The following is a 15004-nucleotide window of genomic DNA, read 5'->3' as shown; positions in this document are numbered from 1 at the left end:
CCGAAAATAGCATCGCCTCTTATCTGCAAACACAGGAAATCAGAGCAATTGCATGTTCTCTTATGAACATGTCGCGAATAGATAAGTGCTGGTCGGGATTGAGTTCGTGAGGCGTTGGAGATCCCAATGTGGGAGCGGGCTTGCTCCCACATTGACCGAATTTCACATCGTTTAGCGAGTTTGGACGACGACCTTGCCCACCGCCTTGCGCTGCCCCAAATCATTGATCGCCTGGGCGGCCTGTTCCAGCGGGTACACCTGCGACACCAGCGGCTTCAACTTATCCTCGGAATACCATGTGAACAACTGCTGGAAATTCGCCGCATTATCCTGCGGCTGACGCTGCGCAAATGAACCCCAGAACACCCCGACCACTGCGGCGCCCTTGAGCAGCGCCAGGTTCACCGGCAGTTCCGGAATACGCCCACTGGCAAACCCCACCACCAGCAGGCGGCCGTTCCAGGCGATCGCGCGGATGGCCTGGTCAAACAGATCGCCACCCACCGGGTCGTAGATCACATCGGCACCGTTGCCGTCGGTGAGGCGCTTGATCTCGTCTTTCAGGTTGGCTTCGCTGTAGTTGATCAGCTCATCAGCGCCAGCCGCCTTGGCCACTGCGAGTTTGTCGGCACTGCTGGCGGCGGCGATCACGCGTGCGCCCATGGCTTTGCCGATCTCCACGGCGGCCAGACCCACGCCACCGGAGGCGCCGAGGACCAACAGCGTTTCGCCAGGTTGCAGGTTGGCCCGCTGTTTCAGCGCGTGCATCGAGGTGCCGTAGGTCATGCTGAAAGCCGCGGCGGTGTTGAAGTCCATGCTCGGCGGGATCGGCAGTACGTTATAGCCCGGCACCGCGACCTGTTCGGCAAAGCTGCCCCAGCCGGTCAGCGCCATGACCCGATCACCGACTTTCAGGTGGCCGACCTTTTCGCCCACTTCACTGACCACGCCCGACGCTTCGCCACCCGGCGAAAACGGGAAGGGCGGCTTGAACTGGTACTTGCCCTCAATGATCAAGGTATCCGGGAAGTTGACCCCGGCGGCATGCACGTCCAGCAGGATTTCGTTTTTCTTGATCGCCGGGCTGGCGATTTCTTCCAGCACCAGGGTTTCGGCGGGGCCGAAGGCTTTGCACAGCACAGCTTTCATCGGACTATTCCTTTTGGCATCGTGGCCGATAAGTGTAGGAGGGTACGCCCGTGGGTCAACGAGCATGCCCGGGCCTGATAAGTCGCCATAAGCTTGTGCTCAGCCTTGCTAGCGTTATGCTACTTGGCAACCGAATGTGAGGAATGAACTGTGAAAGCGTGGATCCTGTTGATGCTGGCCCTGACCTTGCCGATGGCAGCCCAGGCCGAAGAGGCCAAAGAAGGCGAGGCGCCGAAGGTCAGCTATATCAGCCTGAGCCCGCCGTTCGTGGGCAACTACGGCCTGGATGGCACGGCGAAACTCAAGGTGTTCAAGGCCGACATCGCCCTGCGCGTGACCGGCACCGAAGCTGCCGCTGCGGTCAAAGCCAATGACGCGTTGATCCGTAACCAACTGGTGGCACTGTTCACTCAGCAGACCAACGAGAGCATGAGCACCGTTGAAGGCAAGGAAAAACTGCGCCAGGAAGCTCTCAAGCAAACCCAGCAAGTGATGAACGACGAGACCGGCAAGCCGGTAGTGGAAGATTTGTTGTTCAACAACCTGATCATCCAGTAACACCCTCCCCCGAAGCCGCTGTCGAGCCCTGGCGAGGCAGCGGCTACGTAGGCTTCGTCACGAGGCCAGGCTCTTCCTGAACCGCGCCAGCGCCACCGCAAAAAACACCAACCCAATCCCCGCCAACGCCAGCAAGTCCGGCCACACCAAGCCCACCCCCGCATCCCGGAACAGAATCGCCGCACTCAAACTCACAAAATGTGTCGACGGCGACCCTTGCATCACCCACTGCAACCACTCGGGCATGCTGTCCAACGGCGTGCTGCCGCCTGAGAGCAACAGCATGGGGATAATCACTGGAATCGCCAGCAAGCCGAACTGCGGCGTCGAACGCGCAAGCGTCGCCAGGAAAATCCCCAGGGCCGTACTGGCAAAAAGGTACAGCGCCGTCACAAACAGAAACAGCCCGAGCGACCCGGCCAGCGGCACGCCGAGCAGCCCTTTGACCACCACTTCCAGCGACAGCCAAGTGCACAACACCACCACCAGCATGTTGCTCCAGATTTTTGCCAGCATGATCTCCAGCGCGGTCAGCGGCAGCACCAATAGATGGTCGAGGGTGCCGTGCTCACGCTCGCGCAGCAGCGCGGTACCGGTCAGGATAATCGCGAGGATGGTGATGTTGTTGACGATCTGGATCACCGCCAGGAACCAGCCACCTTCCAGGTTGGTATTGAACAATGCGCGGGTGGTCAGCAGGGCGGGCGCGTGGCGGGCGGCATCGGTCTGGCCGCTGTAATTGAGCAGTTCCCTCTGGAAAATCCGCCCGATATAGCCCGCGCCCATGAATGCCTGGCTCATCGCCGTGGCATCGACGTTCACCTGTACGCCGGGCTGGCGACCGGCCAACAGGTCGGCCTGGAAATTCGCCGGCACATTGATCACGAAGGTGTACTCGCCGCTGTCCATGACCTTGTCCAGTTGGTCATAGGGCAATGGCATGGGGGCCTGGAACTCGGGCGGTTGCAGCGCCTCGGCCATCTGACGCGAAAGCGGACTGTGGTCTTCATCGACAAACGCCACGCTGGCGTTGTGCACGCCGATCACCGATCCAGCGGCGGGCATATAGATGGCGACGGTGAAGGCGTAGAACAGGAACAGCAGCAACACGCTGTCGTGGCGCAGGCTGGTCAGTTCCTTGATACCCAGGCGCAGGATGTGCGCAAACTTATGCATCAGGCCTCCTGCTTCTTGAGCATGATCAAGCTCAGCCCGGTAAACCCTATAAAGAACCCGAACAGTGCCAGGCACTGCGGCCACAACTGGCGCACGTCCAGGGCCTTGGTGAAAGTGCCCACGGCGATATCCAGAAAATGCCCCGCCGGAAAAAGCGTGCCCATCAACGCAGCCGCGCCTTCCAGGGACGAGCGCGGCACGATCAGCCCGGAGAACTGGATGGTCGGCAGGCTGGTGATGATCATGGTGCCGAGGATGGCGGCGATCTGCGTGCGGGTGAACGCCGAAATCAGCAGGCCCATGCTGGTGGTGGCCAGCACATACAGCAGGCCGCCGAACGCCAGCGTGAGCGCGCTGCCTTTGAACGGCACGCCGAACAGCCAGCGGTTCATCGCCACCAATATCGCCAGGTTGACCAGGCTCACCGCCAGGTAGGGCGCCTGTTTGCCGAGCAGGAATTCCAGGCGGGTCAGCGGCGTGGCGTAGAAGTTGGTGATCGAGCCCAGCTCCTTCTCGCGCACGATGCCGAGTGCCGTCAGCATCGCCGGGATAAACGCCAGGATCAGCGCCATCACCCCGGGGCCGATGGCATTCACACTGACCACGTCCTGGTTATAGCGGAAGCGGGTTTCCAGCTTGACGGCGGCTGAGTTGTTGCGAGGCAGGCTGCTCAGCTCGGCCAGTTGCCGGAGGTTCTCCTGGTGCACGGCTTCAACGTAGTTGCGGCTGGTTTCCGCGCGAAACGGCATGCCGCCATCAAGCCAGGCAGCCACGGTGGGCTGGCGACCGGCGTAGAGATCACGGCCAAAGCCAGGCGGTATCTCCAGCGCCAGTTTTATTTCCGAGCGTTGCAGGCGTCGGTGCAACTCATTCGAGTCGCTGATCAGCGGTTGCTCGGCGAAGTAGCGCGAGCTGCGAAAAGCCTCCAGGTAGGCGCGGCTTTGTGGCGTCTGGTCCTGGTCATAGACAGCGAAGGCGAGGTTTTCCACATCCAGGGAGATGCCGTAGCCGAAGATCACCATCATGAACATTGCCCCCAGCAGCGCGAAGGCCATGCGCACTTTGTCGCGCAACAGTTCCTTGCCTTCGCGGCTGGCTACGGCAAGCAGGCGAGACAGACTGAAGCCGCGCTTGCTCACGGGTGGCGCACTGGTTTCGCTGACGGTTGCGGCGGGCGCAGTGGGTTCCGGCTCGCCTTGGGCTTGTTCCAGGCAGGTGACGAACGCCGCTTCCAGCGTCTCGCCGTGGAATTGTTGTTGCAGCGCATCAGGCGTATCGCAGGCCAGTACCTTGCCCGCGTGCATCAAGGAGATGCGGTCACAGCGCTGGGCTTCGTTCATAAAGTGGGTGGACAGGAAGATGGTCACGCCTTGTTCGCGGGACAGCTCGATCAGCAACCGCCAGAAGTCGTCGCGCGCGGCTGGGTCGACACCCGAAGTGGGCTCATCAAGGATCAGCACTTCAGGCCGATGCAGCACGGCCACCGCCAATGACAACCGCTGGCGCAAGCCGAGGGGCAGTTCGCCGGATGGTTGCTCGGCCACATCGCCGAGGTCGAAGCGCTGGATCAACTCATCAATACGCGGGCCACTGTCCGCCTTTGGCAAGTCGAACAATTGCGCATGCAGCATCAGGTTCTGGCGCGCGCTGAGTTCGCCGTACAGCGAGAAGCTTTGTGACATGAACCCCACGCGTTTGCGAGTGGCCAGGTCCTTGGCGTTGACAGGATTGCCCAGCAGTGTCGCACTGCCCTCGGTGGCGGGCATCAGCCCGGTGAGGACTTTCATGGTGGTGGTCTTGCCGCAGCCGTTGGAGCCGAGAAAGCCGAATATTTCGCCTCGGCCGATGGCGAAGCTGACGGTGTTCACCGCCGTGAAATCACCAAAACGCAGTGTCAGATCGTGGGCTTCGATGGCGATATCGGTGTTGTCGCTTTCCCTCGGCGGAATCACCAGCGGCTTATTGTCGTGGGCGCTGTCGCCCTGGAAGTGGGTGAAAGCCTCGTCCAATTTGCCGCTGGATGTTGCGGCGGCCAGTTCACTGCTCAAGCCGACCGCGATCAGTTTGCCGCGATCAAGCATCAGGCAATGTTCGAACTGCTCGGCTTCTTCCATGTAGGCCGTGGCTACCAGCAGCGTCAGTTGTGGGCGCTCGCTGCGTACGCTTTCGACCAGTTCCCAAAAGCGCCGGCGTGACAGTGGGTCGACGCCGGTAGTGGGCTCGTCAAGGATCAACAGGTCCGGGTCGTGGATCAGCGCGCAGCACAGGCCGAGTTTCTGCTTCATGCCGCCAGACAGCTTGCCGGCCGGACGCTCGGCGAAGCGCGCAAGGTCGGTGGCCAGCAGCAGGTTGTGCATGCGCTGGTCGCAGTCGGCTCTGGACAGGCCAAACAGCGTGGCAAAGAAACGGATGTTTTCACTGATGGACAATTCGGGATACAAATTGCCGCCCAAACCCTGGGGCATAAACGCGATGCGTGGGTACAGGCTGTTGCGGTGGCGGCGGTCTTCGATGGCGCCGCCGAGCACTTCCAGCTGACCCTCCTGGAGTTTCTTAACCCCGGCGATCAAGCCCAGCAGGCTTGACTTGCCCGCGCCGTCCGGGCCAATCAACCCGCAGCGCGTACCGGCCGGCAGGCTGAAGGCGATGTCGACCAGTGCCTGCTGCTTACCGTAGCGGTGGTTGATCCCGCTGGCCTGCAGCGCCAGCGCGGTCATTGCAGGTTGGCCGGCCAGTCGATGTCAGCTGTGCGTACATAACCCGCGCCGGGCGTGCCCGGTTTGGCTTGGGGCGCAGCGCTGGGTTGAGTCAGGCGCAGTTTGACGCGGAAGACCAGTTTCTGGCGTTCGTCGCGGGTTTCCACTTCCTTGGGTGTGAACTGGGATTTTGCGGCGACAAAACTGATCGTGGCCGGCAGCGGTTGGTCGGGCAGGGCATCGAGCAGGATGCGTGCGTCACTGCCGACGGTGAGGCGCCCGGCGACGGAAGCAGGCAGGTAGAGATTCATGTATTGATCATTGGGATCAATCAGCAGCAACACCCGCCCGCCCGCACCCAGCACTTCGCCGGGTTCTGCCAGGCGCAGTTGGATGATCCCGTCGATAGGTGCGCGCAGGCTGCTGTCGTCGATTTCGCTGGTGAGCTGTGTGACTTGGGCTTGGGCGGCGACGATGGCGGCTTTCACCGAGGCGACTTGGGCTTGTGCGGCAACGACTGCTGCATTGCCGGTGTTCTGCCGCGCTTGCTGCTGGTCGATCAACTGGCTGCTGGCGAAGCCGCGTTTGTACAGCTGTTGGGTACGCCTGAGTTCCTGGTTTGCCAGCAGTTGTTCGCTCTGGCGCAGTTGCACATTGGCTTCGGCAGCGGCGAAGTTTTCCTTGGCGCGCAGCACTTCAGCCTCGGCCTGGGCGCGTTGGGCTTCGAGGGTGCGGGTGTCCATGCGTGCGAGCAGTTGGCCCTTGAGTACCTTGTCGCCTTCGTCCACCCGCACGTCGGCCAGGCGCCCGGGGATCTTGGTGGCGATCTGCACTTCGGTGGATTCCAGGCGGCCGTTGCCCATGCCCAGCCCTTCGGGCAGGCGATCCTGGGTGGAGCGCCAGTAACCGAAGCCGCCGGCACCCAGCAGCAGCGCGATGAGTGCGACGGCGAAAAGGCGGGAGGTGTGGTGGTTCGTCGACATGGCTGCTTCCTGCGGCTTTAGCGTTCCAGTGTGACCGGTTTGCCCTGGGAGGGCCTTGATGTCGGTCAGTTAAAGCAAATTGATCACGGCGGCCCATTGCTCGGGCGTGACGGCCATCACCGAAAGCCGGCTGCCTTTTTGCACCAAGGGCAATTCGGCGAGGGCGACTTGTTGTTTCAGGTAGCCCAGGCCCAGCACGTTGGTAAAGGTCCGAACGTGCGCAACGTTGATCGCGCTCCACGGATTTTTTTCCGGGGTGGCCTTGGCGTCGAAATAGTGGCTTTCTGGTTCTAGCGCTGTGGGGTCCGGATAGGCCGCCTCGACGATTTTTCCGATGCCGGCAATGCCAGGTTCGGGGCAGCTGGAGTGGTAAAAGAAAAACTCGTCACCCACCGCCATCGCGCGCAAAAAGTTGCGAGCCTGGTAGTTGCGCACCCCGTCCCAGCGCGCTTCACCGAGCTTTTCCAAGCCTTTGATAGAGAGTTCATCGGGCTCGGATTTCATCAACCAATAGGCCATCTTTGGGCTCCTGAAAAAGACAGTGGGCAAGTTGTCAGGTAATTTGATGACAAACCGACAGTCGGTTGGCGCCAAGGTTTGCGTGTTGGTTCACGTTACCGCAGAATGCCGGCTTTTAAAGCTTGGCGCAGCTGCAACGGACTCCTTTGGAACGTTGTTGTCATCGTGTACGAGGTGCCTGCAGGGGGGCAATCGATGCAACGTAAACCGGATTTACTATGGATTTTGGTGATTTTGTTTGGTCTGGGCGTCGTGACCACCGGGTATGCCCAAAGCTTGTGGTCGAACAACACCGATGCTCCCGTTGAACTGGCTCAGCAGCAGTCGCAACCGTTCAAGCGTTAACACTTCTTCAAGGCGCCGCTGATTCCAGTGGCGTCTGTGCGATGTACCAATTCTTATCTGTTACGGTGCCCGCCAACGGCACGTCCCAGCTCGCTTGCGCCAACCGATCGACCTTCTGACATTCATGGGCCAGGCCCAGCAACGTCGGCTTGCGCCAGCTCTTGCGGCGCGCCAGATAAGCCAGGCTGCGATCGTAAAACCCGCCGCCCATGCCCAGTCGCCCACCCGCATCATCGAACCCCACCAACGGCAGCAGCACCAGGTCCAGCGCCCAGACCTTGCGCTGACGGCTGATATTCACCCGTGGCTCCAGAATGCGAAACCGATTGGGCATCAGCTTTTCCCCAAGCCTTACGCGCTGGAACACCATCTTGGTTCGCGGCCAGGCGCTGAGTACCGGCAGGTACGTGGCCTTGCCTCGGCGCTGGGCTGCGCGCAGCAGCAAGCGCGGATCGATTTCACCGTCCGTCGGTAGATACAAAGAGATATGTTTGGCCCGGCGAAACAGCGGGTGCTGTGCCAGTTGCCGATACAGGCCGTGGGCGGCCTTGCGCTGCTCGCTCGGCGTGAGGGCGCGGCGGGCCTGGCGCAACATGCGTCGAAGTTGCGGACGGGAAAGCGGCGCAGGTTCGGTCATGGTTTCGGCTCATAAAACAATGCCAGTCCGAGGACTGGCATTGAGTTTGGGAATTCAGGCTCCCCGACAGAGCCGCTGTCGACTTAGCCCTTGAACCCGAAAGTTCAAGGTGGAAGATGCAGTAGGCTTTAAGGCTTTCCGTCTAGCGGACATGCACACCAGCCCAACGTGCAACTTCCAGGGTAGTGCGAATCGGCTCAGGGACATCGCCGACTGGCAAACACGCCAGGGAGTGGGGCGAGTATACCTTAAACAGTCGCGGCAATCAGCCCTTGGGTGCTTCTGTGTCGCTCGAAAGCGCCAGATCAACACGTTCCAGCAGGTTACGCACCTGCTCACGGGTAGAGCCGCTGGCCTGCACGTCAGGGCGTTCCTGCTTATGCAGTAAATCGTGAGTAATATTCAGCGCGGCCATCACGGCGATGCGGTCGGCGCCGATCACTTTGCCGCTGCTGCGGATTTCACGCATCTTGCCGTCCAGGTAGCGGGCGGCGCTCACCAGGTTGCTGCGCTCTTCCTGGGGGCAGATGATCGAATAGTCTTTGTCGAGGATCTGCACGGTGACGCTATTGCTTGAACTCATGAGTCTTGCTCCAGGGCCTTCAGGCGCGAAATCATCGATTCGACCTTACGCCGGGCGATTTCGTTTTTTTCAATGAGGTGAGCGCGTTCCTCGCGCCAGGTCTTTTCCTGAGCTAATAGGAGTCCGTTTTGAGTCTTTAGTTGCTCGACCCGGGTAATTAGCAATTCGAGTCTGGCCATCAGCGCTTGCAGGTCGGTGTCTTCCATTGGGTTCCACTGGATTTGTCTGATGAATGGCAACTGCAGGATAAACGATCTGACGCCCTTGATAGTCTTGGTACGCCTGCCGGTGCTAGGATACAACGCTCCATTCTAGACATTGCGCCGTCTGGCGCCTAGCTCACCATGCCTATTCAGAACTCCCCGTACGATGCTTTTTCCAAACTGCTGAGCACCAGCGGCCACCCCTGCTCGCCTGCCGAACTGCACGGCGTGCTCCTGGGCCGTAGTTGCACCGGCGTTGGCTTTGACGCTGATAACTGGCTGGCCGATGTGGCCGAGCTGCTCGAAACCGAGCCGACCGACAACGTGCGTAACGCGCTGATCGGCTTGCAAGAGATGGTCAAGGGCGAGCTGACCGGTGATGACGTCACCGTGGTCCTGCTGCTGCCGACTGACGACGCGCCGCTCACCGAACGCGCTGCAGCCTTGGGCCAATGGTGCCAAGGTTTCCTCCACGGCTTTGGCGTAAACGCCGGCGGCCTGGAATTGAGCACCGACGCCAAGGAAGTGTTGCAGGACCTGGCAGCCATCTCCCAGGTGCAAGACGCCCTGGAAGAATCCGAGGACGGTGAAGGCGACTACATGGAGGTGATGGAATACCTGCGCGTCGCGCCGCTGCTGCTATTCACAGAGACCAAGAAGTCTGCTGAGCCCGCTGCACCCAAGCCGTCGCTGCATTAAGAAAGGAAGCCCATCTGTCCATGACTCATATCCCCCGAGCGGAATACACGCGGCGCCGCAAGGCGCTCATGGCGCAGATGGAACCCAACAGCATCGCGATCCTGCCGGCCGCCGCCGTAGCGATCCGCAACCGTGATGTCGAACACGTGTACCGCCAGGACAGCGATTTTCAGTACCTGAGCGGTTTCCCCGAGCCGCAAGCGGTGATCGTGCTGATGCCCGGCCGCCAGCATGGCGAGTACGTGCTGTTCTGCCGCGAACGCAATGCCGAACGCGAACTGTGGGACGGCCTGCGCGCCGGCACCGAAGGCGCAATTCGCGACTTTGGCGCCGACGATGCCTTCCCCATCACCGATATCGACGACATCCTGCCCGGCCTGATCGAAGGCCGCGACCGGGTGTATTCGGCCATGGGCAGCAACGCCGAATTCGACCGGCACCTGATGGAGTGGATCAACGTGATCCGCTCTAAAGCGCACCTCGGCGCCCAGCCACCGAACGAATTCGTTGCCCTGGATCATCTGCTTCACGACATGCGTCTGTATAAATCGGCGGCAGAAGTGAAGGTGATGCGCGAGGCCGCACGCATCTCCTGCGCCGCCCATGTGCGGGCGATGCAGGCCAGCAGGGCTGGTTTGCACGAGTTCAGCCTGGAAGCCGAGCTGGACTACGAATTCCGCAAGGGCGGCGCGAAAATGCCGGCTTATGGTTCCATCGTCGCCGCCGGGCGCAACAGCTGCATCCTGCATTACCAGCAGAATGACGCGTTGCTCAAGGACGGCGACCTGGTGCTGATCGACGCCGGTTGCGAGATCGACTGCTACGCCAGCGACATCACCCGCACCTGGCCGGTCAACGGCAAGTTTTCGCCCGAGCAGAAGGCGATCTACGAAATTGTGCTGGCCTCCCAGGAAGCTGCCTTTGCCCAGATCGCCCCCAACAAGCATTGGAACCAGGCCCACGAGGCCACAGTGCACGTCATAACCGCCGGGCTGGTGAAGCTTGGGTTGTTGCAGGGTGACGTCGACGAGCTGATCGCCAGCGAAGCCTATAAAGCGTTCTACATGCACCGCGCCGGCCACTGGCTGGGTATGGATGTGCATGATGTGGGCGAGTACAAAGTGGGCGGTGAGTGGCGTGTGCTGGAAGTCGGTATGGCGTTGACCGTTGAGCCGGGGATCTACATCTCACCGGACAATCAGAATGTGGCAAAGAAATGGCGTGGCATTGGCGTACGCATTGAGGACGACGTGGTGGTAACCAAGCAAGGCTGTGAAATCCTGACCGGCGGCGTGCCCAAGACCGTCGCCGATATCGAAGCGCTGATGGCGGCTGCGCGATGAGCCGGGTCAACCTGGCGATCATCGGCGGTGGCCTGGTCGGTGCCAGCCTGGCGTTGGCGTTGCAGGCGGGGGCCAAGGCGCGCGGCTGGAAGATCGTGCTGATCGAACCGTTCGCGCCGGGCGACAGCTACCAGCCGAGCTACGACGCGCGCTCTTCGGCGCTGTCCTTCGGCGCCCGGCAGATCTATCAGCGTTTGGGCCTGTGGCAGGACATTTCCCGTCGCGCCGAGCCGATCAAGCAGATCCATGTGTCCGACCGTGGGCGCTTCTCCACGGCGCGTCTGTCGGCCATGGAAGAGGGCGTGCCCGCCCTTGGTTATGTGGTGGAAAACGCCTGGCTGGGCCAGTGCCTGTGGCAGGGCCTGGATAAAGACGTGGTCAGTTGGCGCTGTCCGGCGGAAGTCACGCGCATGGAGCCGCTGTCCGATGGCTACCGCCTTACCCTCAACGATGAAACCGTGCTGGAATGCGACCTCGCGGTGCTGGCCGACGGCGGCCGTTCCGGCTTGCGCGAGCAACTGGGCATCGGCGTTAAAACCCGCCCGTATAACCAGAGCGCGCTGATCGCCAACATCACGCCTAGCGAAGCCCACAACGGCGAAGCATTCGAGCGCTTCACCGATGAAGGCCCGATGGCCTTGCTGCCGCTGCCGGACAACCGTTGCGCGCTGGTGTGGACGCGCATCGGTTTGGATGCCCAGCGCCTGGCCAGCCTTGATGAACGTAGCTTCTTGAGTGAATTGCAGGACGTGTTCGGCTACCGCCTGGGCACCCTGAAGCAAGTCGGCGCACGTCATCTGTACCCGCTGACGTTGGTTGAGGCTGAGGAACAAGTGCGTTCGCACTTGGCAATCCTTGGCAATGCCGCCCACAGCCTGCACCCGATTGCCGGGCAGGGCTTCAACTTGTCCCTGCGCGATGCGAATGCCTTGGCTGAGGCCTTGCTGGCCGGGCCGCAAGTACCGGGCGACCTGGCAACCTTGCAGGGCTATCGCGAGCGTCAGCGCCTCGACCAGAAACTTACCGTGGGCTTCTCCGACCAAGTCACGCGCCTGTTTGGCAGCGCCCAACCGCTGGTCGCGCTGGGCCGCAACATGGGCCTGCTGGGTCTGGACCTGTTACCGCCGGCCAAGCGCTGGTTCGCCCGTCAGGCCATGGGCCTGGGCACGCGTCCCGATGCGTAAGTGGTTGATCGAGCGCCTGGGCAAGGCGCGGTTGTTGCGTTGGATCATGACCCTGTATCCGCCTTACTTGGGGGCGGGGGTCCGCGTCCGGTATATGAGCGCCGATTTCCGTCAGGTCAAAGTGAGCATGGGCCTGGGCTGGTACAACCGCAACTATGTCGGCACGCAATTCGGTGGCAGCCTGTATTCGATGGTGGATCCGTTCTACATGCTGATGCTGATGGAGAACCTGGGGCGCGGCTACATAGTGTGGGACAAGGCCGCGAGCATCGATTTCATCTCGCCGGGCAAAGGCCCGGTGTACGCCGAGTTTTCCATCGACGACGCCTTGCTTGATGAGGTGCGTCGACACACCGAAGGTGGCGAGAAGTACTTGCCCCACCTCAAGGTCGAGATACATGACGGCTCCGGCACCCTGGTGGCGCGGGTCGACAAAACCCTTTACGTGCGGCGCAAGCCGCCAGCGAGACAGGCTTAAAGCATGGACATGCGCGCAGATGTGCTGATTGTCGGGGCCGGAATGGTCGGAAGCGCCCTGGCGCTGGCGTTGCAAGGCAGTGGCCTGCAGGTGCTGCTGCTCGACGGCAGCCCGCTGAGCGTCAAGCCTTTCGACCGCGAGGCCGCATTCGAGCCCCGCGTGAGCGCCTTGTCGGCCGCCAGCCAGCGCATCCTCGAGCGCCTGGGGGTGTGGGAAGGCATCGTGTCGCGCCGTGTCAGCCCTTATGGCGAGATGCAAGTGTGGGACGGCAGCGGCACCGGGCAGATCCACTTCTCGGCGGCCAGCGTGCATGCCGAGTTGCTGGGGCATATTGTCGAGAACCGCGTGGTTCAGGATGCCTTGCTCGACCGTCTGCACGACTGCGACCTGGGCCTGTTGGCCAACGCGCGTCTGGAGCAGATGCGCCGCTCCGGCGATGACTGGTTGCTGACCCTGGCCGATGGGCGCAAGTTGCGTGCGCCGTTGGTGGTTGCCGCCGATGGCGCCAACTCCGCCGTGCGCCGCCTGACCGGCACGGCGACCCGTGAATGGGATTACCTGCATAACGCCATCGTCACCAGCGTGCGTAGCCGCGAGCCGCACCAGCGCACGGCGTGGCAACGCTTTACCGATACCGGCCCGCTGGCGTTCCTGCCGCTTGTGCGGGATGGGCAGGAGGATTGGTGCTCGATTGTCTGGTCGACCACGCCCGCTGAGTCTGAACGCCTGATGGCGCTGGATGATCAAAGCTTCTGCCGTGAACTGGAGCGGGCTTTTGAAGGCCGGCTGGGTGTGGTGCTGAGCGCCGACCCGCGCGTTTGTGTGCCGTTGCGCCAGCGTCACGCCAAACGCTACGTGGCCGAAGGTCTGGCGTTGATCGGCGACGCGGCCCACGTCATCCATCCATTGGCGGGGCAGGGCGTGAACCTGGGCTTTCTTGACGCAGCGACACTGGCCGAAGTGCTGCTGTCGGCGACCGAGCGCGGTGAGCGCCTGTCGGATCTGAAGGTGCTGAGCCGCTACGAACGCCGACGCATGCCGCATAACCTAGCGTTGATGGCGGCGATGGAAGGCTTCGAGCGGCTGTTCCAGGCTGACCAACTACCGCTGCGCTGGTTGCGTAATGCCGGGTTGAAACTGGTCGACCAGATGCCCGAAGCCAAGGCCGTGTTTGTGCGCCAGGCGCTGGGCCTGACCGGCGATCTTCCTGACCTGGCAAAACCCTGACATCGAAGCCCGGTCCCCTGTGGGATCGGACTTGCCCGCGAAGAGGCCATCAACTCCACCGCAAAAAGCTGGCTATGCAACATCTGGTAACGCCTGCGGCAAGCACCACCAAATGTGAGTCCTTATCATTTGCCCTCTTTTCGCAAATGAGAGACCGCCCCCATGCTGGCAACCAAGCGCCTCCTGACTGCCCTGGCACTCACCCTGATCGGCAGCACCACCGTGCAGGCCGCCGACGAAGTGGTGGTCTACTCCTCGCGCATCGACGAACTGATCAAGCCAGTGTTCGACGCCTACACCCAGAAGACCGGCGTGCAGGTGAAGTTCATCACCGACAAGGAAGCCCCGCTGATGCAGCGCATCAAGGCCGAGGGCGAGAATGCCACCGCCGACCTGCTGCTCACCGTGGATGCCGGCAACCTCTGGCAGGCCGAGCAGATGGGCATCCTGCAACCGTTCACCTCAACGGTGATCGACAAGAATATTCCGCTGCAGTATCGCTCGTCGGCCCACGCCTGGACTGGCTTGAGCTTGCGCGCGCGGACCGTCGCCTATTCCACCGACCGGGTAAAACCGGGTGACCTCACCACTTACGAAGCCCTGGCCGACAAACAGTGGGAAGGCCGTCTGTGCCTGCGTACGGCGAAAAAGGTCTACAACCAGTCGCTGACTGCCACCCTTATCGAAACCCATGGCGCGGCCAAGACCGAAGAAATCGTCAAGGGGTGGGTCAACAACCTGTCCACCGACGTATTCTCCGATGACATCGCGGTGCTCGAAGCCATCAACGCCGGGCAGTGCGACGTAGGGATCGTCAACACCTACTACTACGGCCGCCTGCACAAGCAGAAGCCGGACCTGGCGGTAAAGCTGTTCTGGCCGAACCAGGGCGACCGTGGCGTGCATGTGAACCTGTCGGGTATTGGCCTGACCAAGCACGCGCCGCACCCGGAAGCCGCGAAGGCGCTGGTGGAGTGGATGACCACGCCTGAGGCGCAGAAGATCTTTGCCGACGTGAACCAGGAGTTCCCGGCGAACCCGGCGGTAGCGCCGTCGGCCGAAGTGGCATCCTGGGGTAAATTCGTGGCGGACACCTTGCCGGTGGAAGTGGCGGGCAAGCGTCAGGCTGAGGCGATTCGGTTGATGGATAGGGCTGGCTGGAACTAAATTTGTAAAACGCCGTAGATCGAAATGTGGGAGCGGGCTTGCTCGCGAAAGCGTCGT

16 protein-coding genes and 1 other RNA gene are annotated in these 15004 nt (G+C 61.7%); 8 read left to right on the top strand and 9 right to left on the bottom strand.

Translation table 11 applies throughout. The features are described from left to right. Positions 1–171: 171 nt before the first annotated feature. On the bottom strand, positions 172–1149 hold the full coding sequence (locus AACY08_RS19480; protein ID WP_339470992.1) for an NADPH:quinone oxidoreductase family protein: 978 nt from the start codon (positions 1147–1149) through the stop codon (positions 172–174). 150 nt (positions 1150–1299) lie between these two features. Between AACY08_RS19480 and AACY08_RS19475 the strand changes: the two genes are divergently transcribed. Beyond that, positions 1300–1707: a flagellar basal body-associated protein FliL gene (locus tag AACY08_RS19475; protein WP_049711009.1), complete on the top strand. Its 408-nt coding sequence runs from the start codon at positions 1300–1302 to the stop codon at positions 1705–1707. 57 nt (positions 1708–1764) lie between these two features. Here the strand turns inward: AACY08_RS19475 and AACY08_RS19470 are convergent, their stop codons facing one another. The 4 genes from AACY08_RS19470 to AACY08_RS19455 form a co-directional block, all read right to left on the bottom strand. Next, positions 1765–2883: an ABC transporter permease gene (locus tag AACY08_RS19470; protein ID WP_339415165.1), complete on the bottom strand. Its 1119-nt coding sequence runs from the start codon at positions 2881–2883 to the stop codon at positions 1765–1767. After that, positions 2883–5600 (bottom strand): ribosome-associated ATPase/putative transporter RbbA, encoded by a 2718-nt coding sequence (gene rbbA, locus AACY08_RS19465; protein WP_339470990.1) that lies wholly within the window; start codon positions 5598–5600, stop codon positions 2883–2885. The genes AACY08_RS19470 and rbbA overlap by 1 nt, the downstream gene beginning before the upstream one ends. Next, positions 5597–6562, bottom strand: coding sequence for an HlyD family secretion protein (locus AACY08_RS19460; protein ID WP_339470989.1), 966 nt, complete (start codon positions 6560–6562; stop codon positions 5597–5599). Before AACY08_RS19460 ends, rbbA begins: the two co-directional genes overlap by 4 nt. A gap of 69 nt (positions 6563–6631) precedes the next feature. Beyond that, positions 6632–7081, bottom strand: coding sequence for an EVE domain-containing protein (locus tag AACY08_RS19455; RefSeq protein WP_339471106.1), 450 nt, complete (start codon positions 7079–7081; stop codon positions 6632–6634). A gap of 195 nt (positions 7082–7276) precedes the next feature. On the opposite strand from AACY08_RS19455, the gene AACY08_RS19450 reads away from it, so the two are divergent. Then, the gene (locus AACY08_RS19450; protein ID WP_339415169.1) at positions 7277–7426 is read left to right on the top strand and encodes a hypothetical protein; all 150 of its coding nucleotides are present in this window, start codon (positions 7277–7279) and stop codon (positions 7424–7426) included. A 7-nt stretch (positions 7427–7433) separates the two neighbouring features. On the opposite strand, the gene AACY08_RS19445 is transcribed toward AACY08_RS19450, so the two are convergent. The 4 genes from AACY08_RS19445 to AACY08_RS19430 form a co-directional block, all read right to left on the bottom strand. Further along, the gene (locus AACY08_RS19445; protein ID WP_339470988.1) at positions 7434–8063 is read right to left on the bottom strand and encodes a 5-formyltetrahydrofolate cyclo-ligase; all 630 of its coding nucleotides are present in this window, start codon (positions 8061–8063) and stop codon (positions 7434–7436) included. A gap of 56 nt (positions 8064–8119) precedes the next feature. Further along, positions 8120–8298, bottom strand: a non-coding RNA gene (ssrS, locus tag AACY08_RS19440) — 6S RNA. Between the two features lie 30 nt (positions 8299–8328). Next, entirely contained in the window at positions 8329–8646 is a 318-nt protein-coding gene (locus AACY08_RS19435) for a cell division protein ZapA (protein ID WP_339470987.1), read from the bottom strand. Further along, complete coding sequence (locus AACY08_RS19430) at positions 8643–8852, bottom strand: TIGR02449 family protein (protein WP_339415172.1); 210 nt, start codon at positions 8850–8852, stop codon at positions 8643–8645. The genes AACY08_RS19435 and AACY08_RS19430 overlap by 4 nt, the downstream gene beginning before the upstream one ends. 138 nt (positions 8853–8990) lie before the next feature. Between AACY08_RS19430 and AACY08_RS19425 the strand changes: the two genes are divergently transcribed. From AACY08_RS19425 to AACY08_RS19400, 6 genes are all read left to right on the top strand, one after another. Beyond that, positions 8991–9548: a YecA/YgfB family protein gene (locus AACY08_RS19425; protein WP_015886444.1), complete on the top strand. Its 558-nt coding sequence runs from the start codon at positions 8991–8993 to the stop codon at positions 9546–9548. Between the two features lie 20 nt (positions 9549–9568). Beyond that, positions 9569–10891, top strand: coding sequence for a Xaa-Pro aminopeptidase (gene pepP / locus AACY08_RS19420; RefSeq protein WP_339470984.1), 1323 nt, complete (start codon positions 9569–9571; stop codon positions 10889–10891). After that, positions 10888–12075 carry a 2-octaprenyl-6-methoxyphenyl hydroxylase gene (gene ubiH, locus AACY08_RS19415; protein ID WP_339470983.1) on the top strand — a complete coding sequence of 396 codons (1188 nt, stop codon included), beginning with the start codon at positions 10888–10890 and terminating at the stop codon, positions 12073–12075. Before pepP ends, ubiH begins: the two co-directional genes overlap by 4 nt. Further along, complete coding sequence (locus AACY08_RS19410; RefSeq protein WP_339470982.1) at positions 12068–12553, top strand: DUF4442 domain-containing protein; 486 nt, start codon at positions 12068–12070, stop codon at positions 12551–12553. Before ubiH ends, AACY08_RS19410 begins: the two co-directional genes overlap by 8 nt. Before the next feature lie 9 nt (positions 12554–12562). Further along, positions 12563–13780, top strand: a complete 1218-nt coding sequence (locus AACY08_RS19405) for a 2-octaprenyl-3-methyl-6-methoxy-1,4-benzoquinol hydroxylase (RefSeq protein WP_339471104.1) — start codon at positions 12563–12565, stop codon at positions 13778–13780. Between the two features lie 162 nt (positions 13781–13942). Next, a complete protein-coding gene (locus AACY08_RS19400) occupies positions 13943–14947 on the top strand; it encodes an extracellular solute-binding protein (protein ID WP_339470980.1) in 1005 nt (334 codons plus the stop codon). Positions 14948–15004: the final 57 nt, after the last annotated feature.

Origin of the sequence: Pseudomonas sp. EL_65y_Pfl1_R83 (assembly GCF_963970695.1) — a bacterium.
Lineage (GTDB): Bacteria > Pseudomonadota > Gammaproteobacteria > Pseudomonadales > Pseudomonadaceae > Aquipseudomonas > Aquipseudomonas tritici.
Note: the sequence above shows the minus strand (reverse complement) of the source record. Positions and strands in the feature narration are given on the sequence as shown.